Origin of the sequence: Polynucleobacter sp. 80A-SIGWE, from assembly GCF_018882295.1 — a bacterium.
GTDB lineage: Bacteria > Pseudomonadota > Gammaproteobacteria > Burkholderiales > Burkholderiaceae > Polynucleobacter.
In genome coordinates, this window is record NZ_JACVOR010000003.1 from 1 (window position 1) to 19,959 (window position 19,959).

Genomic DNA, 19,959 nt, shown 5'->3' on the forward strand with positions numbered 1-19,959 from the left:
TAGTCTCAGATGGATTTAGGTGGTTTACACGGGAGTAGGGTTACCCTTTAAAGCCATATAATTCATGGGCTTATGGATAATGGTAGAGTTCATTGGAGGGGCAAAATCTAGACACCTCTTCCGCCAATGATATATATAGATTAAGCCCTAACGGGCTTTTTTCTTTTCTACCTACCCATAAAGATACCCAAAATAAAAGAGCCTATTCGTCGAACCGTTCCCTGGTTAGGGGTAGCTTTTCTAGCTTATCTTTTGGTGGTGGTGTGGCTGTTCTATTGTGACGCTGCTGGTCTTCTGACGCCGCCTCGAACTCTCTGACGCGCTGCAGTTCTTGTTCTTTGGCCTCGGCTAGCTTGGAAGCTGGAATGACCTTACCGTCTTTAATAAGGCGCTCTAGCTGGAATTGCTTAAAGGTTTGAGTCATAACCTTGCCAGAATATTTAGCGGTGCTGTTATCTGAGCTGTCGAAGTCCATGCAATTACTCTAACAAAATTTTAGCGGGGTACCCCGTCATCAATTTTCTGAAAGCCGACCCCCACCCACCCGGCACCCCCCATTTTTGAAAAAGGGTCCCTCGCTTTACCCATACACATTGATCTGCTCAAACGATTTCAATTTTTCTAGTTTTTGTCAAAACTTATACATGTGATCACAGCGGTAAGGTGCATGGAAGTAATGTATTGTGCTATCAATGACCAGGATTTCTTCCTACGATATTTATCAATGCCCCGACTGTAATCGTGAGCATATCTTGCCGAACTACGCCTCTATAAGTGTGACGCCTGCCGTTGATGCATTTGTGTCAACCGAAGATTTAAGGATTTGTTTTTGTTGTGGGTCTGTAAAGCTGTTTTCGGCATTTGTGTATGTCGGCAGTAAGCAAAAGCCAAGACCTAGTTACACGCCGCCTTATGTGAAATTTATTAAGCTGTTATTTGGCGTGAAGCAGCCTGAGATTGAGCTGCATCCAACTCGTATATACCCCTATTTAAATCAAACAAGCCGCTAACCCGCTCTAATTCAAAAGGGCGCCAATGTCCCAAATCGGCCATTAAGCGACCATCATTGGTTTTGTACTACCTCTTCCGCCAGGCCAATAGGTATTACAAGGGTTTGTGGCAACACAACATCCTTGTTAGTAAAGCCATCCTACAGGGTTGCTTTTGTTTTTAGTGCAGTTGGTTGGCTGGCGAACGGAATAACGCTTAACCTCGGTCCACTGCTATATTCGCGAATTCTGAATATCTAATTAGAAATTTGGTCGCCTCTAATTAATTATGGGTTAGCCCAAGTAAATGTTGGCTAAGTAATATTGCGGCAGGCAGTTGGCTTGTATTTGCTTTCATTGCAAGCAGAAGATTTCGTTTTGCCCATGAATCATCCAGTTGAACAACCTTGAGATTCATAGCTCTAATCTGAGCTGCGCAGGCTTGATAAGGAAGGACTCCGATACCAAGATTCACGGCAATCATCTGGCACATTGCATCGTAGCTTCTAACCTGGATCCGAAGCCTCATTTGCTTGCCAAGCTTCTCCGCGCTTCGAGAGGTGAGCTCTAGTAATGAACTCCCTCGATTAAGTCCCACAAAATCATACTTAAGGCATTCCTCAAAAGAAATGACCTTTCTTTTGCTGAGTTGATGTTCTTTGCTGCAGGCAATGACAAGTTGATCTCTACCTATGACCTGAGTGTCCAATCCTGATGTGACGGGCCCCTCAGCAAAGACTCCAATATCCGCAATTCCATCCATCAGAGCTCTAACGATGTCGCCGCTTAACTGTTCCTCCACTTCAACCTGTATCTCGGTGTGAGCTTTCAAAAAGCTTGCTAGCGCTGAGGGTAGAAATTCAGTTAAGGCAGACATGTTTGCCCAAAGTCTTACATGCCCTTTTACCCCTTTGGAGTATTCGCCCAATTCGTTACTGAGCTGTTCAAAACCCTGAAACAATCTCAAAGCATGTTGCATTACAGCATGACCAGCTGGGGTCACTGTAACCCCTTTAACGGAACGATCTAGTAATGGGACGCCCACCGTCTCCTCAAAGTCCGAGATTCGTCTGCTAGCTGCAGATAACGCTAGGTTGCATGCGCTTGCGCCCTTGGTAATGCTCCCAGATTGCACTATGGAGCAGAACAATTTGAGGGTCACAAAATCAACTCTGGCGGGGTTTAGCTGTGTTTTCATAGGGTAATTCTACCCATACCTTCGCAAAATGAGAAGGAATCGTCTCCAAATAGCAATTTTCAAGAGTAATGAAGGGGCGTAACTTTGCTTAAAAGAACACCTTAGAGGATCCAATGGAGCCATTAGCAAAATTAAAAGTAATCGAGATGGGGCAGTTGATTGCGGGGCCCTTTGCAGCCAAAACTTTGGCTGACTTTGGCGCCGACGTAATTAAGATTGAGCCGCCAAAAGTTGGTGATGCACTACGTAAATGGCGATTACTCAAAGATGGAACTTCTGTTTGGTGGCAGGTCCAGTCACGCAACAAGCGCTCCCTCTCCTTGGATCTAAAGCAAGCTGAGGCTCAAGAAATTGTCAGAACTTTGGTTAAAGAGGCAGATGTATTAATTGAAAACTTTCGCCCTGGAACTTTAGAGGGTTGGGGTCTTGATCCGGCAAAGTTACTCGAGCTCAATCCTAGGCTGATTGTTCTCCGTATTAGCGGTTATGGTCAGACTGGTCCTTACAGAGATAAACCAGGATTTGGTGTTGTTGCAGAAGCTATGGGTGGCTTGCGTCATTTGACTGCGGAGCCTGGCAGGGTGCCTGTACGTGTAGGCATCAGCATTGGCGATACCTTGGCCTCCTTGCATGGTGTGATTGGTATTTTGTTGGCATTGCAAGAGCGCCACAATAGCGGCAAAGGCCAAATTATTGATATTGCTTTATATGAAGCAGTATTTAACTGTATGGAAAGCTTGCTTCCTGAATACAGCGCCTTTGGTGAAGTACGTCAAGCGGCTGGAAGTGCTTTACCAGGCATTGCCCCAACCAACGCGTATCTGTGTGCTGATGGAGGGTATGTATTAGTTGCCGGTAATGGAGATAGTATTTTTAAACGCCTAATGACAGTCATTGGGCGTGATGACCTTGGTAATGACCCTCAGCTCGAGAATAATGATGGCCGGGTTAAGCGCGTAGCTGAGCTTGATCAAGCCATTGGTGAATGGGCTAAAACAGTCAGCACTGACAAGGCTCTAGAAATCCTAGATTCTGTTGCTGTGCCTGTTGGCCGAATTTACACCGTGGCTGATATTGCTAACGACCCCCATTACAAGGCAAGGGGAAATATTCAAACTATTCAGATGCAAGATGGCTCAAAGCTTAATGTGCCCGGAGTCATTCCAAAACTATCTCGTACACCCGGTTCTATTAAAACTCTTGCTCCCGATATCGGTGAGAACACCGATGAGATTTTGCAAAGCATTGGCTTAAGTGACTCACAAGTCGCCTCCCTGAAAGAGCGTGGTATTGCATTTACTAAAAAATAAAGAGGAAAAGACTATGACAAGAATTTATTTCAACGATGTAGTGACAAGAGATGGTTTTCAAATTGAGCCAAACTTTATTCCGACTGATGACAAAGTTAAGTTAGTTAATGAACTTAGTGATTGTGGTTTTGCGAAAATCGAAGTCACTTCATTTACTTCACCAAAATCTATTCCAATGCTCAGGGATGCTGAAGAGGTTATGGGCCGCATTAAACGAGCTCCCGGGGTTGAGTACACCGTATTAGTTCCAAATCTTCGCGGTGCAGAGCGCGCCTTTGAATCTAAGGCTGATGAATTTAATCTAGTCATGTCAACATCTGAGACGCACAACCTGGCAAACCTCAGAATGGGTAGAGAAAAGAGTTTTGCGGGATTGGCTGAAGTTATTAAATATGTCGATGGCAGAACGCCTATTAATGTTTCGCTTTCCACTTGTTTCGGTTGTCCTATGGAGGGCGAGGTTCCTCAAGATGTTGTGGAAGGATTTGCTCAGCGCTTTGCCGATCTAGGTGTGAGGGGTCTGACGATTTGCGATACAACTGGTATGGCCAATCCAGATCAAGTAAAAAAGATGTGCGATTCTTTGCAGAAGCGTTTTCCAAGCCTTCAGCTTACCTTGCATTTCCACAATACAAGAGGCATGGGTTTAGCCAATATCTTGGCTGCGGTCCAGTCTGGCATTGTTCGTTTCGACGGCTCTCTGGGTGGTTTAGGTGGCTGCCCATATGCGCCTGGAGCAAGTGGAAATATTTCTAGCGAAGATGCGATTCACATGCTTGATGCAATGGGTTATGACACTGGGATGAATATTCCTAAGTTATTGCAATTAGCAAAGGAATTGCCTCAGATCGTGGGACACGAAGTCCCTGGTCAGGTCGCAAAGGCAGGTAGCACTTTCACGTTACACCCTGAGCCTAGTTATGTGGATGAATTGCGCCGCGCCCAGTAATCGACCAACTAAATGCCAAATATGAAAAAACAATCCCTAGTAAACGAGAGGGAAGAGCCACTCTTGGAGGATATCCGGCTTTTGGGGAAGATATTAGGCGATATTGTTCGTGAGCAAGAGGGTAAGGCTATTTATGCGCTGGTGGAGCAGATTAGAAAGCTATCAGTATCATTTCATAGAGAGTCGAACCAAAAGGCAAACCAAGAGCTAACAAAACTTCTTAAAGGCCTTAGCAGTGAGAACGCCATGAAGGTTCTTAGGGCCTTTACTTACTTTAGCCACCTAGCTAATTTGGCTGAGGATAGGCACCACATTCGACGGCGTATTGCCCATGAGCGTGAAGGTAGCTATAGGGATGGGAGCATACCGGCGGCAATGAAGAAATTGCATTCAGCAGGCGTTACCAGTAAGCAAATATCAGAAACATTGGCGGGGAGTTTGATCTCACCAGTCCTCACGGCCCATCCAACAGAGGTTCAGCGTACGAGTATTTTGGAAGCTGAACGAGAAATTGCAAATTTATTAGCAGCCCGAGACCAAATTAAAGAATCATCAAAAGCAAGCAATCCTGCAAAAGATGCATTATTGATGAAAGAGTTGACTGCGAATGAGGAATTAATACGAGCACGTGTTCTGCAGCTTTGGCATACCCGACTTTTGCGCTTTACCAAGTTAACGGTTGCGGATGAAATTGAAAATGCGCTTAGTTACTACGAGACGACCTTCCTAAGAGAAATACCTAAGATTTACGCTCAGATCGAAGATTCTCTCGATGGGCATGTAGTTGCAAATTTTTTCAAGATGGGTCAATGGATTGGTGGCGATAGGGATGGAAATCCAAATGTCAGCTCCACTACGCTTGAATATGCAGTTAAGCGTCAGGCTGAAATGGTTTTGCGCCATTATTTAACTGAAATTCACTATCTGGGGAAAGAGCTTTCCGTTTCAGCATTGCTTTTAAAATTCCCTAAAAAAATGCAAGAACTTGCAGCAGCTTCTCCTGATGTAAATGAGCACCGACAGGATGAGCCATACCGTAGAGCCCTAACGGGTATGTATGCAAGATTAGCCGCCTCTCTTAAATCATTAACAGGTGCAGATGCCGCGCGTCACGCATTACCTCCCCAAAATGCATACACCAGCGCACAAGCATTTTTAGATGACCTAAAAACTATTGAAGCTTCACTTATTTCCCAAAATGCTGAGGCTTTAGCAAAAAAACGTTTGCGTGGGCTAATTAGGGCGGTTGAGGTATTTGGATTTCATTTGGCAACAGTTGATTTGCGGCAAAGCTCTGATATGCATGAAACGGTGTTGAGTGAATTACTCCGTGCTGCTGGAATGGAGAATGATTACTCAGCCCTCTCAGAACAAGAAAAACAAAAGTTATTACTCTCTTTACTTAAGGATCCTCGTTCATTACGTGTGATGGGGCAGAAGTATTCTGATTTCACGTTATCAGAGCTTGCTATTTTTGAGATGGCCAAGAAATTGCGTCATGAGTTTGGGCTGAATGCAATCCGTCATTACATTATCAGTCACACAGAAACAGTAAGTGATTTGCTGGAAGTATTTCTCTTGCAAAAAGAAGTGGGCTTATTTACTGGAGTGTTGGGTAAGAAGCCTATTGCTGACTTAATTGTGGTTCCGCTATTTGAAACCATTGAAGATTTACGTAATGCAGCTCCAATCATGCGCGACTTTTATGCGTTGCCAGGAATCTTGTCTTTGATTAAGGCCTCTGGTGCGGAGCAGGACATTATGTTGGGTTATTCCGATTCAAATAAGGATGGAGGGATCGTAACCAGCAACTGGGAGCTTTATCGAGCAGAAATTGCGTTAGTTGAGGTATTTGATCCGCTTGGTTCAGAACATGGAATTAAGTTAAGGCTCTTTCATGGAAGAGGGGGGACAGTCGGTCGTGGAGGTGGACCAAGCTACGAGGCTATATTGGCTCAACCTCCTGGTACCGTACGAGGGCAAATACGTCTAACAGAGCAAGGCGAGGTCATTGGGTCGAAGTACTCTAATCCCGAGATTGGCAGAAGAAATCTTGAGACCTTAGTCGCAGCAACATTAGAGGCAACGCTTCTAAATCCAACTAAACCTGCTACTAAGAGCTTCCTAGAAGCCGCGGCGCAAATCTCTCAAGCAAGTATGGATGCCTATCGAGGTTTGGTGTATGAAACCCCCGGATTTTCTGAATACTTTTTTGAGGCAACTCCTATTAAAGAGATTGCTAAGTTAAATATTGGCTCTCGTCCTGCCAGCCGCAAGGCGAATCAAAAAATTGAAGATTTACGAGCTATCCCTTGGGGATTTAGCTGGGGCCAGTCGCGACTTACTTTACCTGGTTGGTATGGTTTCGGATCTGCAATTGAGCAATTTCTCAACAGAAAAACCCCATCTGAAAAAAAGGCTGCATTGCTGATGCTGCAAAAGATGTATCAACAATGGCCATTTTTCCGAACACTTTTGTCGAATATGGATATGGTCATAGCTAAGAGCGATCTTGGTTTAGCTTCAAGATACAGCGATCTTGTTTCAGATGTGAAGTTGCGAAAAAGAATTTTTGGTGCAATCGAAGCTGAGTGGAATAAAACAGTAAATGCCTTAAACGTGATTACTGGGGAAAAAGTAAGGCTGGCAAATAACCCAGCCCTAGCTAGGTCAATACGTAATCGCTTTCCATACATTGATCCATTACATCACTTGCAAGTCGAGCTGGTACGGCGTTATCGATCTGGAAAGCAGGATGAGCGTGTGCAAAGGGGGATTCATATCGCCATCAATGGAATCGCAGCAGGGTTGCGGAACACGGGTTGATGTCGATGAACAAAACATACAAAGAAGACCCCATTAGCTTTCTCAACACATTGTTCAAAGTTGCAGTTGCTGCTGCTATGCCAAACTTTAAAGAGCTAGGGCTTAAGTTCCCGACCCCAAAGTCTGGGAAGATAGTTGTTATTGGCGCAGGCAAAGGTGCAGCGGCAATGGCCAAATCGTTCGAGCAGGCTGCTAAGGATTTTTGGTCTACTGCGGACTATGAAAGACTGCAAGGACTTGTGGTGACGCGTTATGGTCATGGTCTCGCCTGTGAAAAGGTTGAAGTAATTGAGGCATCCCATCCGGTTCCTGATAAAGCTGGTCAAATTGCCGCCCAAAGAATCCTTGGGCTAATAAGTAATCTTAGTGCTGATGATTTAGTTGTGTTCCTCGCTTCTGGTGGGGGATCAGCATTACTTACGGCCCCAATAGATGGGATCACCTTAGATGAGAAGATGATGATTAACAAAGAGCTCCTGAAATGTGGGGCTTCCATCTTTGAGATTAATTGCGTAAGAAAGCATTTATCAAAAATCAAAGGCGGTCGACTAGCGCAGTTATGTCACCCAGCTCAAGTACTAACCTATGCAATATCTGATATCCCTGGAGATGATCCTTCGATTATTGCGAGTGGCCCCACATTGCCAGATAGCAGTACTTGCGAGGATGCATTGAGGGTAATAACTAAATATGACATTCAGGTTCCTGACTTTATTCGTGAGGGCCTTAAAACCCCAGCATTTGAAACCCCTAAGGTCGGTGACCCTCTGTTTTCTTCGATTCCAGAGCCTGTGGTGCTTACAACTGCTAAGCACTCATTAGAGGCGGCAAAAAGGTTTGCTGAGGATAGTGAACTTAACGCTGAAATTTTGTCTGATTCTATAGAGGGTGAAGCTCAGCAGGTCGGGGCTGTATTTGGCGCAATGTCACTATGGTTAGCTCGTAAGGATTCAGATTCGGCCTTAAAAAAACCTCTTGTATTGATTAGCGGTGGGGAAACTACCGTCACTGTTAAAGGGGGTGGACGCGGAGGGAGGAATACAGATTTTTTATTAAGCTTTGCTCATGCTGTTGATGGTGCGGAGGGTATTTATGCAATCGCGGCAGATACAGATGGCATCGATGGATCTGAAGATAATGCTGGCGCCACATATAGCCCCAAAACAATTCAAAAGGGTCATGATTTTGGAATGAATCTAGTGGACTGCCTCAACAAGAATGATTCATACACATTTTTTGGCGCTACTGGCGACTTGCTAGTGACTGGCCCAACTAGAACAAACGTAAACGACTTTAGAGCAATTCTGATTATTTAAATTTATGAATAATAAAAACAAAAAACCCAAAATTCTGGTTGCTAGAGCGATTTTCCCTGAGGCTTTAGCTAAATTAGAGGAATCCTATGAGGTTCACTCCAACCAGTCCGACACGATATTGACTCCAGAAGAGCTGCAAAAAGCACTTTCAGAAGTCCAGGGCGCCCTAGTGGCTGGTAGCGAACGCATTGACGCATCCGCTTTGGCTCAAGCCAAAGAATTAAAGGTGGTGGCTAATATCTCTGTGGGCTATAACAATTTTGATGTTCCGGCAATCACTGCTGCTGGGGTGATGGCGACGAATACTCCTGATGTATTGACAGATACAACCGCAGATTTTGGTTTTGCATTATTAATGGCAACTGCACGTCGTATTACCGAATCAGAGCATTGGGTGAGAGCAGGGCATTGGGATAAATGGTCGATTGTGAATAACCCCCTTGGTATGGATTTGCATCACAGTACTGTTGGCATTATTGGCATGGGTCGCATTGGGCAAGGTGTTGCAAAGCGCGCATTAGGTTTTGGTATGAATGTGATCTATCACAACCGTAGTCATTTATCGGATGCTGATGAAAAAGCCTGCAGCGCAAAATATGTTTCTAAAGAAGAGTTGCTTCGCACTGCTGATCACGTTGTTCTCGTATTGCCATATTCGGCTGAGAGCCATCATACGATTGGCGCTAAGGAAATCGCTCTCATGAAACCCACTGCAACCCTGATCAATATTGCCCGCGGCGGTATTGTGGATGATGCGGCTTTGGCGCAAGCATTGCAATCTGGGAAGATCTTTGCGGCTGGCTTAGATGTATTTGAGGGTGAGCCTCAAGTGCATCCAGAGTTACTCAAGTGCAGCAATATTGTGCTGGCCCCACACATCGCCAGCGCTACAGAAAAAACACGTCGAGCAATGGTAGACCTCGCAGTAGAAAACTTACGAGCAGCACTAGACGGTAAGAGACCACCAAGTTTAATTAATTCAATATAAGGAGGCAGACATGATTGATCACCTAGATCATTTAGTTCTTACAACAGCCAAGGAGGCTGAATGTGTCGATTTTTACACACGCATTCTTGGGATGAAGCTTGAATCTTTCATTGGAGGCACGCCGCCTGTGGAGAGAAAGGCATTTAAATTTGGCAACCAAAAAATTAATCTTCATATTAAAGGTAAAGAGTTTGAGCCAAAGGCGGATATCCCCACACCTGGTTCGCTTGATCTTTGTTTTATAGCTGATCGCCCGCTTGAGAAAGTGGTTGATAAGTTAACAAACGAAGGTTGGCCAATTATTGAAGGGCCGGTTGTGCGAACCGGTGCTACACAAAAAATCAATTCGGTATATGTGCGGGATCCAGATCAAAACCTAATTGAGATATCTGAATTAATTTAACGATTTAAACAGGAGATAAGAATGAAAAAACGTTTCTTTATTAAAAACCTCATGGCTATTTCGCTTATGGGCTCGGCTTTAACGGTTTTTGCTCAAGAGAGCTACCCCAATAGACCAATCACATTAATTGTCCCCAGTGCACCTGGCGGCACTACAGATTTCACGGCCCGTTTAATTGCGGATCCACTATCTAAAGTATTGGGTCAGCCTGTAGTAGTTGAAAACAAAGGTGGCGCATCCGGAAATATTGGCGGACAAGCAGTTGCATTAGCCAAGCCAGATGGTTACACCTTCTTAGTTGCGTATAGTGGTTATCAGGTTGGTAATCCGCATTTATTTCAAAAAGCTCCGGACCCTATTAAAGATTTTGCGCCAGTGGCCTTTTTAACCAAAGCGCCCCAAGTGATTGTTGCGACTCCTAGTTTGCCAGTAAGCGATTTAAAAGAGTTAACTGCATATGCTAAAGCTAATCCAGGTAAATTAAATTACGCCTCTTCAGGGAATGGATCAATTCAGCATATTGCCGGAGAGTTATTAAAGCAAATTACTGGGGTCCGTATGGCACATATCCCATACAAAGGTGCGGGCCCAGCAGTGCAAGACCTTATGGCTGGCCAAGTAGATTTATTTATTACTACTCCAGCTTCCGTGATTGGGCAAATTAAAGGTGATAAATTGAAGGCCTTGGCCGTCACCAGTCAAACTAGACTTAGTGCGTTGCCAAATGTGGCTACGGCAAGTGAGCAGGGCATCAAGAACTTCAATCTTGATTCTTGGTTTGCCTTATATGCGCCTGCAGGAACTCCTCCAAGCGTAATTAAGAAGATCAATGCTGAGGTCAATAAAATATTAGCCCGTCCAGATATTCAAAAGAAGGCTGAAGACTCTGGCACCTTTGTTGAACAAATGACGCCGGCTCAATTAGCAACATTTACCAAGAAAGAGTACGACTTCTGGGGGAAAGTGATTAAGGACGCCAGTATTACGGCCGAGTAATATCTATAACACCCGTAAATGACATGACTTTAGGCCACCTTCGGGTGGCTTTTTTTGTATTGGCTTTGATCCATATCTACTAATTTGGGATTTTGATTCTTAACGGTTATTGCGGAGGTTATGTCCACCAATCCTTCCCAGTATATGCACCAGATACCGCCTAGTTGTTCTCTATTACTTGCCTATTAGGGTTTTCAATATGGCAATGGTTAGTTGTTCTGGGTCTGTTAGGTCTAACTTCTCATAGCCTGAGGGGGGTCGCCCCTTTGTCTTTATTTCCTTATAGAACAGCTTGCAGTGGTTACCAAGGTCAGTCAAATATCTAAACATTTCACTTTTTGCAGCGCGCATAGCCTTTGCTTCTAGAGTCTCTTCGCCCGATTTATAGCGCGGATGGTTTATTCCGCGCAAAACATTCTTTGACTTGTGGGCCCCGTGCATTCGGCAACTCTTACAACCAAAGGCTGCTGGATTTTTGCACTGTTGCCTAGTACGCTTTGTCAAAACCTGACATTGACTGGCGCCATTAAGTACGCTTGGTAGTGGCATAGGAAGTATTTAGACAGAAAAAAACATATGGTGTAGGGGGTCTTTTGGCGGCAATAAATTTTATTATTCGCCATACCTATGCAAAGCCCACATCAGGGGGTTGTAAGAACCTCTATCAATGGGTAGCCACCATGACGGTTCCAGTGCTTTATTAAGCCTGCGGACTGGAGTCTTTGAAGTGCGCATTGGCGAGTTTGCCTTGAGACGCCCGTGAAGCGGTCTAACTTGCTGTCAACTTTGAAGTATTTGGAACCATTGATTCCGACATAAAACCAGAGTCCGATTCCAACGATGCCAGTACTTCCTCCAAGAGAATTGGCTTTCTGCAGCCAATCAAATGGTATAGGACCTTTTATAAATAGCCGCGATGTTGTCTTTGGCTTAATTGATAATTCTGGTTGGGTTGACTTGTACTTACCTCTCCCAAGTTCTTTGTCTAGGTCGATATCAGCGATGGAAAATGTATATTGGTTAGTTGGGGTATGCATATATAGTCTCTTAATAAGAAAGATAAGATTGAGCAGGTGTTAAGTTTTCTAACAGGTTGGTGTTAAGTTTTTCAGTTGTTTCGGCTTTAACTTGCTCATAAATTGCGATGACAGTATTCCAAAATGGCTCCGCATCGTCCTCTAAAAAACGCCCTGGGTGCTTAATCACTTTGGCATCACTGGCTAATGTGAAATCGCCAAGCACTATCTGACTAGCTTGCACCATGCATTCCTGCGCTATTTCTACCTGCTGGTCTATGGTGTCTTCGGTTGCCTCGATTAGGACGGCATCGTGCACAGGAGCGCAAAGCTGAATACCGCGCTTAACCATCAATATGCATGCAATTCTTAGCATCTCTGCCGCATTGGCCTGCATAGGGAAGTTGCGCAAGCTTCTGGGGTTTATGTCTTGAGGCACGGTAATTTGCCACCCAAAGAGAGTATTGAGTCGATTTTTGTTTACTGTGTTGTTGTAGACATTGTCTGACCAGTCCCAAAATTGCTTGTATATCCGACGATGAATATCAAGTAGTTGTTTGGCGCGGAGCTTTGGCTGTTTTAACCTCTCAGCAAGTGCATCTGCTCCCATGCCGTATTGCGTAGCCAGCACACATTCCTTGTACTGACTTCGCTCTGTAGGATGGGTTTGCTTAGTGGCATCTTGAGGAACTGCTCCAGCTTGTTTTGCAAAAGCGAGGTATGGGTCACCACTAAGGTAAGCTTCTTTCATCTTTGGATCGTTTGATAGGGCAGCCGCAATCCCGAACTCTTGCTGCGACCAGTCAATGTAGGCAATGGCGTAGCCTTGACGAGGCTGAATGAGGCCTCTTGCCCATCTAGCAAGTCCAAATACAAACTTGGTTGTGGATGGCTGATTGCGGCCTGTGATTGACTGGTACGGCGACAACATGCAGCGATTTCTTCCGTCAGAACCGACCTGAAGCGCACTTAACCGAAGCTTGGCAAGACTATCCCTCAAGGACCTTAATGGCGCCACAATTGGATATAGTTGGGACATTAACTTAAAGGTGTCTTCATCTAACTTAAGACGGCTACTTTCATGCCTGGGCCATCTGATGTTCTGCTGTTTTACATATTCATCAAATGCCGCTTCTTTAAAGACGCCATCTTCATAGACGCCGTATGCAGAGTCAACTTCGGCAATCAATTTGGCTTTAATAGCATCCCAATGAAGGCACAGCCCTTTATACGTTGGATAATCGATTGGAACACCCAATGATTCCATGCGCGCCAGGGCAGTGCTATAAAGGCCCCGCAATAGATTTCGAGGTAGGTCAAGATACTTCTTCATGGCTAGGTAAAGCGGATAGAGCGCGTCAACATCTGATTGGCAATATTCAATAAGTCCAGCTTTCTCAAGCTCCGAATATGGCCCACCTCGTAGGGCAAGGTCGCGCATATCATCCTTATGCTCCGCGGATATCGAATCAAGACCAAAATACTTCAATGCGCCAAGCAAAGATTTGCCTTCGGGTAGAAATATCCCGTTAGTGAGATTGCGAAACTCAACATACAAATCCAGAATGAGATCTGGCATAGGCCAACCCAACGCCTCAAAGCAGGCCATTTCTGCACTAGCAAAATACGCAACTAAAATCGTCTCAGAGTCAATTGCGAAGGGCGGGGCTGCTAGCTTATAAAGCTCGTCTTTCCAGAGCCTGTAATACCTTCCGGCCTCGGGGTCAAAAGCAACCATGCAGATTACTTCAATTGGGTTGCCTTCGATACCATCTACTGGGCGGAATTCAAAATCCACAAATATAAATTTGCACTGCTCAAGTTTAAGGTTGTTCATGTTAGAGCCTTCCTTGAATTTGACGGATATAGGGATGGTTTTCGTCTGCGATGATGTTGTTGCTAAATACCTCTTGAACTAGCTCATCCATGGTCTGGGCTGGCCACTGTGGCTCGCCTAAGTCATCCTTTGAGACGATGATGTTGTACTGGCCAGCACCCATATTTGCCTCGAGGCGAACCCATGATGTTTCTGCATACTGAATACCGCGAATCAAAGATGAGTGCCATGCATTGGGCCTACTGTTTTGGTCGAGTACGGGTTGCGCGATGATTTTTGGCAGCCCAGTTGTATCAACGCTTAGCCTCAGAATTTTTGGGACGGCATGTGACCCTAAGTAGGCTTGCATATTTGGGGTCACTATGTAGGTTTCACCTAAATCCTTATCGTCCACAGTAAGACAGGGAAACATGTATTCTTTGCCAGGATGGACTCGCGCAAAGCGATGCTTGCTAAATTTCCCAAAAATTGGCTTCAAAGGGAGCTTTTCTCCACCAATATGGGTTGTATAGTTGTCAGGTAATCGTAGGGCGCTAATTTTTGATACTAGGTCTTGTGCTGTATTGCTCATGGGATTCTCCGCGGTAGATGGTTGATTGCTTACGTTCATTGCAGGGCGTGCATAAGGGTTTTGATGGGACTTGTTCATTTATTGCCCCCAGAGATACGTGAAGATATCCAGTCCTCGACTAGCGTGCTTGGCCAGCCTGTTGATCTTGCGGTGAGGTGGATGCCCTTAGGGAATGAATTCTCCCTAATGAGTTTGTAAATCGTCGACGGTTTTAGGCCTGTCAGACCGCAAACATCTTTAATTCGATAGATTCGTATTGAAGCCATTGTTAATACTCCTAATGAAGTTATGTGCGGTCATATAACCGCACTAGGAGTATTAAAAAATGGGCTTTTTCGCTAGCCGGCTAACGAAAATGAAAAATTATTATTTATTTCGTAACCTGCTCAGGCGGGCGGGAATGGCTGTTTTATTAACAGGGCATATGCGCCCATCTGGGTGGTAGTACTCAATGATGTCTTCATCAAAATCGACGATGACATCAGCATAATTGCCACTTTCAAGCTGGGCTATTGCTTCTGCTGCGCTGATGTCTGGTTTGCGAGAAACGAATTTAGCCAGAAGCTTTGACAGAGGATCCCTCTCTTTTGGGTTTTGTGCATGTTTCCTTTGTATTTCACTGAACGCTTTTAAGCGTGTCGAATAAAGTTGCTCTAAATAGCTAGCAGCTTTCGCAAAAGAACCCGCCCCAATGGAGTGAAGCATATTTTCAGCATGAGCAATTGCTGGCGAGTTAAAGTTCATATTCACCATGAATTCGCTCATTTTTAGGCGAACGAGATTTTTTTGTTCATCGCTGCTATTGGAGTAGCCTAGTTTTTCGAGTAAAGCCATGTAGACAACTTCGTCAAAGGCTTCAAGCATTTCATCCAGAGATTCATCTTCATGCCCATTTTCTTGGAAGTCATCAAATAACTTATTAATTGCGTCTTGGCTTGAGGGTAATGTACTCATGCGGCCACCCTTAACTTAGTGACGCTGTTCAAAGATTTTCCTTTCGCCTTAGCATCACACCAATCAGCAAACCATTGCATCATTTTGATTCGTTCATCCATGAAATTGGAGCGTAGATAGGCTCTGCGAATCATATTTTTTTCAGCGTGGTCTAGCTGTCTTTCGATGGCATCTGGATTAAATCCGTTCTCATTTAAAACATCAGTAATTAAGGAGCGCAGTCCATGAGCTGTCACTACAAATCCAAGTCTATGCAATGCTAATCGTAATGTATTCTCGGACATAATTTTATGTTTTCCTCTGCCTGGAAAGATGTAACTATCATCACCAGAGTAAGTCAACGACTTAATTGAGAGGAGGGTAGAGATCGCCTGTGAAGGGAGCGGAACTTGATGTTCTCTGCCACTTTTCATTCTCGTGCTCGGTATTGTCCAAGTTGCATTTTTAAAATCAATTTCACTCCATTGGGCGCCGCGAATAGAGTTATCTCTAAGCCCCGTGTAAAGCGCAATTCGTAGAGCGCAAACAGTTTTGATATCTAGTTTCTGCTTCATACCTGTAACGTTAAGAGCCTTAATCAGATCACCAACTTTGTCCTGGGGTAAGGCGGTAAAGTGCTTAACTGGAGGCTTTTTAAAGTACGGATTGTCAGCCATATCCCGCGCTGGATTAACGCTGCCCCGGTGAGTTGCTTTTGCGAATGTGAATATTTGAGCCGCTATTCCGCGTGCTCTACGTGCAGATTCTTTTGTGCCTCTGTCATAAACCGCCTTAATGACCGTGTAGAGGTACGCCTCTCTAATTGAATCAATGGGTAATCGCTCAAGATCAGGTAGCAAGTAGCGTTTTAATAGCCCAGTGTTCCGCTCGTAATAATGCGAACTCCATCCGGGCTGGTTGTGTGCCATCCATTCTCTTGCAATAGCTCCAAAGGTTGCCTCGCCCTTAGTTATCTGGTTTGCTTTTGCTATTCGGTTAGCCGTAGATGGGTTGTTGCCTTTTGAAACATGCTGCCTTGCTTCTTCAATCTTTGCCCTTGCGATTTGCAACGTAACTTTTGGATAAGCGCCGAGGCCAGAAGACATTTCCTTGCCAGCGAGTCGGTAGCGATATATCCATGTGCGACTTCCATCTGGTCGAATGCGTAAGCGCAGTCCAGCACCATCATTTAAGTAGTAAAGCTTAACCTTTGGCTTTGCGGCCTTGCATGTAGCTTCGGTTAGTAATTTTTCAGCAGCCATTAGGTTCTCCAGTACCCACATTAGTACCCAATTTTACCGTAGCTTTTGGTGGAGTGCTATGAAGTCCTGTAACTTAAAGTACCCGTATTTATGGGGTTTAAAGGCGATTTATAGATTATGGTGAAGCTCTGTAAAGCCCAATTCGCCGCACACCTCTTCCGCCAAAACAATCGTTTTAATAAGGCCCGGCAATTCATCTGCCTTGTTAGCAAAAGTGCAAAGCCATCCCAAGGGGTGGCTTTTCTTTTGGTGCTGATGGTCTGCTTTCGGCCAACAGCGGCTGGTAGAGCAGAGGATTGAAAATCCTTGTGTCGGTGGTTCGATTCCCCCCCCCCCGGGGGGGCACCAACAATCACAATAGCCCACTTGTTGGGCTATTTTCTTTTGGGGCTTGGCAGGGTTAGGCGCCATTGGTCTGGGATATCCCCATCAAGAATCGTCCTTTTAAAGGACAAGTCAATTATTCATCCCTGCGTCAGTCGATGTCGTTTAAAACGACATTACAAATATATGCGTATATACGTATATGTAGAAATATTACTTTCTTTGATTAAGTTTGCCCGAGCTCCATATGTCAAATTGCCGTTGAGCTTCAGCAGTGATGCCATCAATAGAGTCTTGGGGTAATTGATTAAGGCATTCAGCTAACGCTTCGGGGCTGAGTTTTTCAGCAGGCTTGCTCTTCTTGATTTCTTGCGATGATTTTCCATCCCAAGCAAATGGATTGCCAAACGCTGGTGTATCGGGCAGGCAATCATCTCTATAGACTGGCGCATCATTTGTAGCAAATGGCGTAAATGAAATGGTTCTCTCAAAAATAAGTGGCTTACCTGTTGGTGTGGGCGGTAGGGGCGGCATTGAAGATATGGCTTTTCTAGCCAGTTGCTCTGCCTTATCGGATGTTTTCCAAAGCGTCTCTACTTTGGTGACACTTCCGCTGGGCGCAATTTCGATTCTGAATCGCACTTGTCCTTGGTCTGGTCCTTCTATAGCAGTTCCCATCATACTTCGCACTTGCTGACCAAAAGAGTGACGATAGCCTTTACTATTTTTAAGCGTGTACTTTGAGGCAAAAGCCCACTCTTCTGCTGTTGGCGCTGAGGGAGCAGCCAATGATGCTGGTTGTTTATCGCTATTTTGACTGGTGCTTAAGTTACTATTGGTTTTGGCAATAGGTTCCTCAAGCTGAACCTCAATGATCTCTGGGTTTTTATCATTGGGTTTTAAGTGGGTGAAGCCTTCATATGATGTCCATAGCAGAAATAGCCCTAGGTGAAGAGCGATGGAGAGCCAGATAGCGACGGAGCGCATAGGCGCCGGTTGTTTGGTCAATTCGGAGTGACTCTCGTGCTGATGAAGTTTGATGGCTTGGAATGCTTAGATAATGTCATGGACAATGCGTTTATGGCTTAAAAGGGCATAGAATCAAAGAAATAACCATGTAAGGCTTAATTATGGACAATAAACAGCACTGGGATGGTGTTTATGGCAGCAAAGCTCCAGACGCAGTTAGTTGGTATGCGCCACACCTAAAAACCTCTTTAAATCTAATTCATCAAGCCAGTACAAATAAGGGCGCTGCCGTTATTGATATTGGTGGCGGCGAATCTACGCTGGTGGATGACCTTTTGTCTGAGGGTTATGAGGACATCAGTGTTTTAGATATCTCTCAAAAAGCAATTGATGTAGCTAGAGCTCGCATTGGTAAGCAGGCTGATCAGGTTCACTGGTATTGCGCTGATATTACGCAAGCAATATTACCTCAAGGCTATTTTGATGTTTGGCACGATAGAGCCGTCTTTCATTTTTTAACTGAAGAAGCACAACGAGCAAGATATGTAGAGCAAGTCATGCGTTCAGTAAAGCATGGTGGCTATGTCATTATGTCTACCTTTGGTCCCGAGGGTCCAGAAAAGTGTAGCGGCCTAGATGTAGTTCGCTATGATTCTGAACATTTACATGGGCAGTTTGGTAAGACCTTTAAGCTTATTGATAGCTCTACTGAGATCCATCAAACCCCAATGGGAGCTACGCAACAGTTCCTATATTGCTTTTGTAGGATGGAATAGGGTCGAGCATTTTCGAGATCTGTCGATTCTGTTCCAAACTTCTAAGAATTACTAAAATTACCTTCAGGTAGTTTTTTTAATAATTTCCTTTTTGGCGCATTCTCCTTGCCGTTAAGAGGCACGTCGAAAGCCTGTTTTGTAATCACCGGAGTCTATCTCAGCCCTCGTGCTCGAGCGTTAGTCACATGAATTATCTAGTGTCACTCAGCGTGACGGTTGGGCCTTATGAGGTGCTTTGCGAATGATTAAAACGGGGCGCTTGAAGGTTTTTCGGCAATAGAGGGCGGCCAAAAGTAGTCACCAAGGCCTGCACTATTTGAATCTTATGTCCCCAGATTCACCCCCTAGCCGGTCCACTAGGAATGAAGATGCTAATCTCCGAATTGGTATTTTTGTGGGTATTACTTTAAATAACTGCGGAGTAGCTCTAGCGATAGCAGGATCATTCAGTCACATGCTGATTTTTTAAGATCATTAAAAGACTCTCGATCATCTAGCCCCCAGCTTTCCCAGCCATCTCCAAAAAGCTCATGGGGATGCTGTGTTCTATCGGATCCATTTCCACATGCCATTGAATTCGACGGGCAATATCTCTCGCATCCCCAACATACTCGTTCTGGATGTGGTGGGTTGAGGGGGAATTTTTTTAGCATATCAATTTTTATTTGTATTTAAACGCTTGTTTATCTCCAAGTATTTGATTTATAGCAAAAGAAGTCTGCATTTCAAGCGTTTAAAGAGGCCTTATTGTTGGGTATAGTTCTATAGAGCTATTTCAATAACCAATGGTTACGTGGAGAATCCAAAAATCTAAAAACAATAGACCTTTTGATCCCTAGCTTACGGAGTTTGTCTGAATATGAAATACCAAGTTGATTTTGAGCAGTTGGCCAACGCGATGGGTGATGGCGTTGTTATTTCAGATGCCAAAGGCGATATTGTTTTTTGGAATACATCTGCAGAAAGAATTTTTGGATACTCAGCTGCTGAAGCTCTGGGTAAAAGTTTGGACATCATTACGCCAGAGCGTTTTAGAGCGCGGCACTGGGACGGGTATAAAAAATCCATGGAGACGGGAACTACCCGCTACGGTTCTACCTTGCTCACCGTACCGGCCCTTCACAAAGAGGGGGGATCTTTATCAATTGCTTTCACAGTGGCAATGCTGACGGATGAAGATGGCAATGTAGGCGCTATTGCAGCGATTGTGAGGGATGATACGGAGCGCTTTCAGACGGATCGTGAACTCAAAAAACGCATTGCCGAACTAGAGGCGAAGTCGTAATTAAAGCAGAT

General features: G+C 44.7%; 19 protein-coding genes. 10 read left to right on the top strand and 9 right to left on the bottom strand.

Annotation, left to right across the window (positions count from 1 at the left end):
* Positions 1-202 precede the first annotated feature (202 nt).
* Positions 203-475, bottom strand: a complete 273-nt coding sequence (locus tag ICN25_RS09650) for a hypothetical protein (RefSeq protein WP_216182372.1) — start codon at positions 473-475, stop codon at positions 203-205.
* Between the two features lie 217 nt (positions 476-692).
* Here ICN25_RS09650 and ICN25_RS09655 point away from each other — a divergent pair, with 217 nt between their 5' ends.
* Positions 693-1,010 (top strand): hypothetical protein, encoded by a 318-nt coding sequence (locus ICN25_RS09655; protein WP_216182375.1) that lies wholly within the window; start codon positions 693-695, stop codon positions 1,008-1,010.
* A 262-nt stretch (positions 1,011-1,272) separates the two neighbouring features.
* Here ICN25_RS09655 and ICN25_RS09660 read toward each other — a convergent pair whose 3' ends face one another.
* Entirely contained in the window at positions 1,273-2,187 is a 915-nt protein-coding gene (locus tag ICN25_RS09660; protein ID WP_216182378.1) for a LysR family transcriptional regulator, read from the bottom strand.
* A gap of 113 nt (positions 2,188-2,300) precedes the next feature.
* Between ICN25_RS09660 and ICN25_RS09665 the strand changes: the two genes are divergently transcribed.
* The 7 genes from ICN25_RS09665 to ICN25_RS09695 are packed head-to-tail and all read left to right on the top strand — an operon-like array spanning position 2,301 to position 10,975.
* Positions 2,301-3,497 (top strand): CaiB/BaiF CoA-transferase family protein, encoded by a 1,197-nt coding sequence (locus ICN25_RS09665; RefSeq protein ID WP_216182381.1) that lies wholly within the window; start codon positions 2,301-2,303, stop codon positions 3,495-3,497.
* Positions 3,498-3,510: 13 nt separating this feature from the next.
* Positions 3,511-4,446, top strand: a complete 936-nt coding sequence (locus tag ICN25_RS09670; RefSeq protein ID WP_216182384.1) for a hydroxymethylglutaryl-CoA lyase — start codon at positions 3,511-3,513, stop codon at positions 4,444-4,446.
* Between the two features lie 21 nt (positions 4,447-4,467).
* On the top strand, positions 4,468-7,272 hold the full coding sequence (gene ppc / locus ICN25_RS09675; protein ID WP_216182386.1) for a phosphoenolpyruvate carboxylase: 2,805 nt from the start codon (positions 4,468-4,470) through the stop codon (positions 7,270-7,272).
* Positions 7,272-8,588, top strand: a complete 1,317-nt coding sequence (locus ICN25_RS09680; RefSeq protein ID WP_216182389.1) for a glycerate kinase — start codon at positions 7,272-7,274, stop codon at positions 8,586-8,588. The genes ppc and ICN25_RS09680 overlap by 1 nt, the downstream gene beginning before the upstream one ends.
* Positions 8,589-8,592: 4 nt before the next feature.
* Positions 8,593-9,576: a D-glycerate dehydrogenase gene (locus tag ICN25_RS09685; RefSeq protein ID WP_216182392.1), complete on the top strand. Its 984-nt coding sequence runs from the start codon at positions 8,593-8,595 to the stop codon at positions 9,574-9,576.
* A gap of 10 nt (positions 9,577-9,586) precedes the next feature.
* Positions 9,587-9,979: a VOC family protein gene (locus ICN25_RS09690; protein WP_216182395.1), complete on the top strand. Its 393-nt coding sequence runs from the start codon at positions 9,587-9,589 to the stop codon at positions 9,977-9,979.
* A gap of 21 nt (positions 9,980-10,000) precedes the next feature.
* Positions 10,001-10,975, top strand: coding sequence for a tripartite tricarboxylate transporter substrate binding protein (locus tag ICN25_RS09695; RefSeq protein WP_255536763.1), 975 nt, complete (start codon positions 10,001-10,003; stop codon positions 10,973-10,975).
* Between the two features lie 1,047 nt (positions 10,976-12,022).
* Here ICN25_RS09695 and ICN25_RS09700 read toward each other — a convergent pair.
* From ICN25_RS09700 to ICN25_RS09725, 6 genes are all read right to left on the bottom strand, one after another.
* Positions 12,023-13,828: a DNA polymerase gene (locus ICN25_RS09700; protein ID WP_216182398.1), complete on the bottom strand. Its 1,806-nt coding sequence runs from the start codon at positions 13,826-13,828 to the stop codon at positions 12,023-12,025.
* A gap of 1 nt (position 13,829) precedes the next feature.
* A complete protein-coding gene (locus tag ICN25_RS09705; RefSeq protein ID WP_216182401.1) occupies positions 13,830-14,477 on the bottom strand; it encodes a hypothetical protein in 648 nt (215 codons plus the stop codon).
* Positions 14,474-14,665: an AlpA family transcriptional regulator gene (locus ICN25_RS09710; protein WP_216182403.1), complete on the bottom strand. Its 192-nt coding sequence runs from the start codon at positions 14,663-14,665 to the stop codon at positions 14,474-14,476. The genes ICN25_RS09705 and ICN25_RS09710 overlap by 4 nt, the downstream gene beginning before the upstream one ends.
* A gap of 100 nt (positions 14,666-14,765) precedes the next feature.
* Entirely contained in the window at positions 14,766-15,353 is a 588-nt protein-coding gene (locus ICN25_RS09715; protein ID WP_216182405.1) for a hypothetical protein, read from the bottom strand.
* Positions 15,350-16,594 (bottom strand): tyrosine-type recombinase/integrase, encoded by a 1,245-nt coding sequence (locus ICN25_RS09720; RefSeq protein ID WP_216182408.1) that lies wholly within the window; start codon positions 16,592-16,594, stop codon positions 15,350-15,352. The genes ICN25_RS09715 and ICN25_RS09720 overlap by 4 nt, the downstream gene beginning before the upstream one ends.
* A 537-nt stretch (positions 16,595-17,131) precedes the next feature.
* A complete protein-coding gene (locus ICN25_RS09725; protein ID WP_216182411.1) occupies positions 17,132-17,905 on the bottom strand; it encodes an energy transducer TonB in 774 nt (257 codons plus the stop codon).
* A 143-nt stretch (positions 17,906-18,048) separates the two neighbouring features.
* Here ICN25_RS09725 and ICN25_RS09730 point away from each other — a divergent pair, with 143 nt between their 5' ends.
* On the top strand, positions 18,049-18,663 hold the full coding sequence (locus ICN25_RS09730) for a class I SAM-dependent methyltransferase (RefSeq protein WP_216182413.1): 615 nt from the start codon (positions 18,049-18,051) through the stop codon (positions 18,661-18,663).
* A 446-nt stretch (positions 18,664-19,109) separates the two neighbouring features.
* Here ICN25_RS09730 and ICN25_RS09735 read toward each other — a convergent pair whose 3' ends face one another.
* Positions 19,110-19,316, bottom strand: a complete 207-nt coding sequence (locus ICN25_RS09735; RefSeq protein ID WP_216182416.1) for a DUF3079 domain-containing protein — start codon at positions 19,314-19,316, stop codon at positions 19,110-19,112.
* Positions 19,317-19,522: 206 nt separating this feature from the next.
* Here ICN25_RS09735 and ICN25_RS09740 point away from each other — a divergent pair, with 206 nt between their 5' ends.
* The gene (locus ICN25_RS09740) at positions 19,523-19,948 is read left to right on the top strand and encodes a PAS domain-containing protein (RefSeq protein WP_216182419.1); all 426 of its coding nucleotides are present in this window, start codon (positions 19,523-19,525) and stop codon (positions 19,946-19,948) included.
* Positions 19,949-19,959: the final 11 nt, after the last annotated feature.

Bases quoted from the DNA above. Each gene is read 5' to 3' on its own strand.
- ICN25_RS09690 (WP_216182395.1), top strand. From the start codon at position 9,587: ATGATTGATCACCTAGATCATTTAGTTCTTACAACAGCCAAGGAGGCT.
- ICN25_RS09685 (WP_216182392.1), top strand. From the start codon at position 8,593: ATGAATAATAAAAACAAAAAACCCAAAATTCTGGTTGCTAGAGCGATT.
- ICN25_RS09655 (WP_216182375.1), top strand. From the start codon at position 693: ATGACCAGGATTTCTTCCTACGATATTTATCAATGCCCCGACTGTAAT.
- ICN25_RS09695 (WP_255536763.1), top strand. From the start codon at position 10,001: ATGAAAAAACGTTTCTTTATTAAAAACCTCATGGCTATTTCGCTTATG.
- ICN25_RS09740 (WP_216182419.1), top strand. From the start codon at position 19,523: ATGAAATACCAAGTTGATTTTGAGCAGTTGGCCAACGCGATGGGTGAT.
- ICN25_RS09730 (WP_216182413.1), top strand. From the start codon at position 18,049: ATGGACAATAAACAGCACTGGGATGGTGTTTATGGCAGCAAAGCTCCA.
- ppc (WP_216182386.1), top strand. From the start codon at position 4,468: ATGAAAAAACAATCCCTAGTAAACGAGAGGGAAGAGCCACTCTTGGAG.
- ICN25_RS09710 (WP_216182403.1), bottom strand. From the start codon at position 14,665: ATGGCTTCAATACGAATCTATCGAATTAAAGATGTTTGCGGTCTGACA.
- ICN25_RS09700 (WP_216182398.1), bottom strand. From the start codon at position 13,828: ATGAACAACCTTAAACTTGAGCAGTGCAAATTTATATTTGTGGATTTT.
- ICN25_RS09650 (WP_216182372.1), bottom strand. From the start codon at position 475: ATGGACTTCGACAGCTCAGATAACAGCACCGCTAAATATTCTGGCAAG.
- ICN25_RS09705 (WP_216182401.1), bottom strand. From the start codon at position 14,477: ATGAACAAGTCCCATCAAAACCCTTATGCACGCCCTGCAATGAACGTA.
- ICN25_RS09680 (WP_216182389.1), top strand. From the start codon at position 7,272: ATGTCGATGAACAAAACATACAAAGAAGACCCCATTAGCTTTCTCAAC.
- ICN25_RS09665 (WP_216182381.1), top strand. From the start codon at position 2,301: ATGGAGCCATTAGCAAAATTAAAAGTAATCGAGATGGGGCAGTTGATT.
- ICN25_RS09720 (WP_216182408.1), bottom strand. From the start codon at position 16,594: ATGGCTGCTGAAAAATTACTAACCGAAGCTACATGCAAGGCCGCAAAG.
- ICN25_RS09735 (WP_216182416.1), bottom strand. From the start codon at position 19,316: ATGCTAAAAAAATTCCCCCTCAACCCACCACATCCAGAACGAGTATGT.
- ICN25_RS09660 (WP_216182378.1), bottom strand. From the start codon at position 2,187: ATGAAAACACAGCTAAACCCCGCCAGAGTTGATTTTGTGACCCTCAAA.
- ICN25_RS09715 (WP_216182405.1), bottom strand. From the start codon at position 15,353: ATGAGTACATTACCCTCAAGCCAAGACGCAATTAATAAGTTATTTGAT.
- ICN25_RS09670 (WP_216182384.1), top strand. From the start codon at position 3,511: ATGACAAGAATTTATTTCAACGATGTAGTGACAAGAGATGGTTTTCAA.
- ICN25_RS09725 (WP_216182411.1), bottom strand. From the start codon at position 17,905: ATGCGCTCCGTCGCTATCTGGCTCTCCATCGCTCTTCACCTAGGGCTA.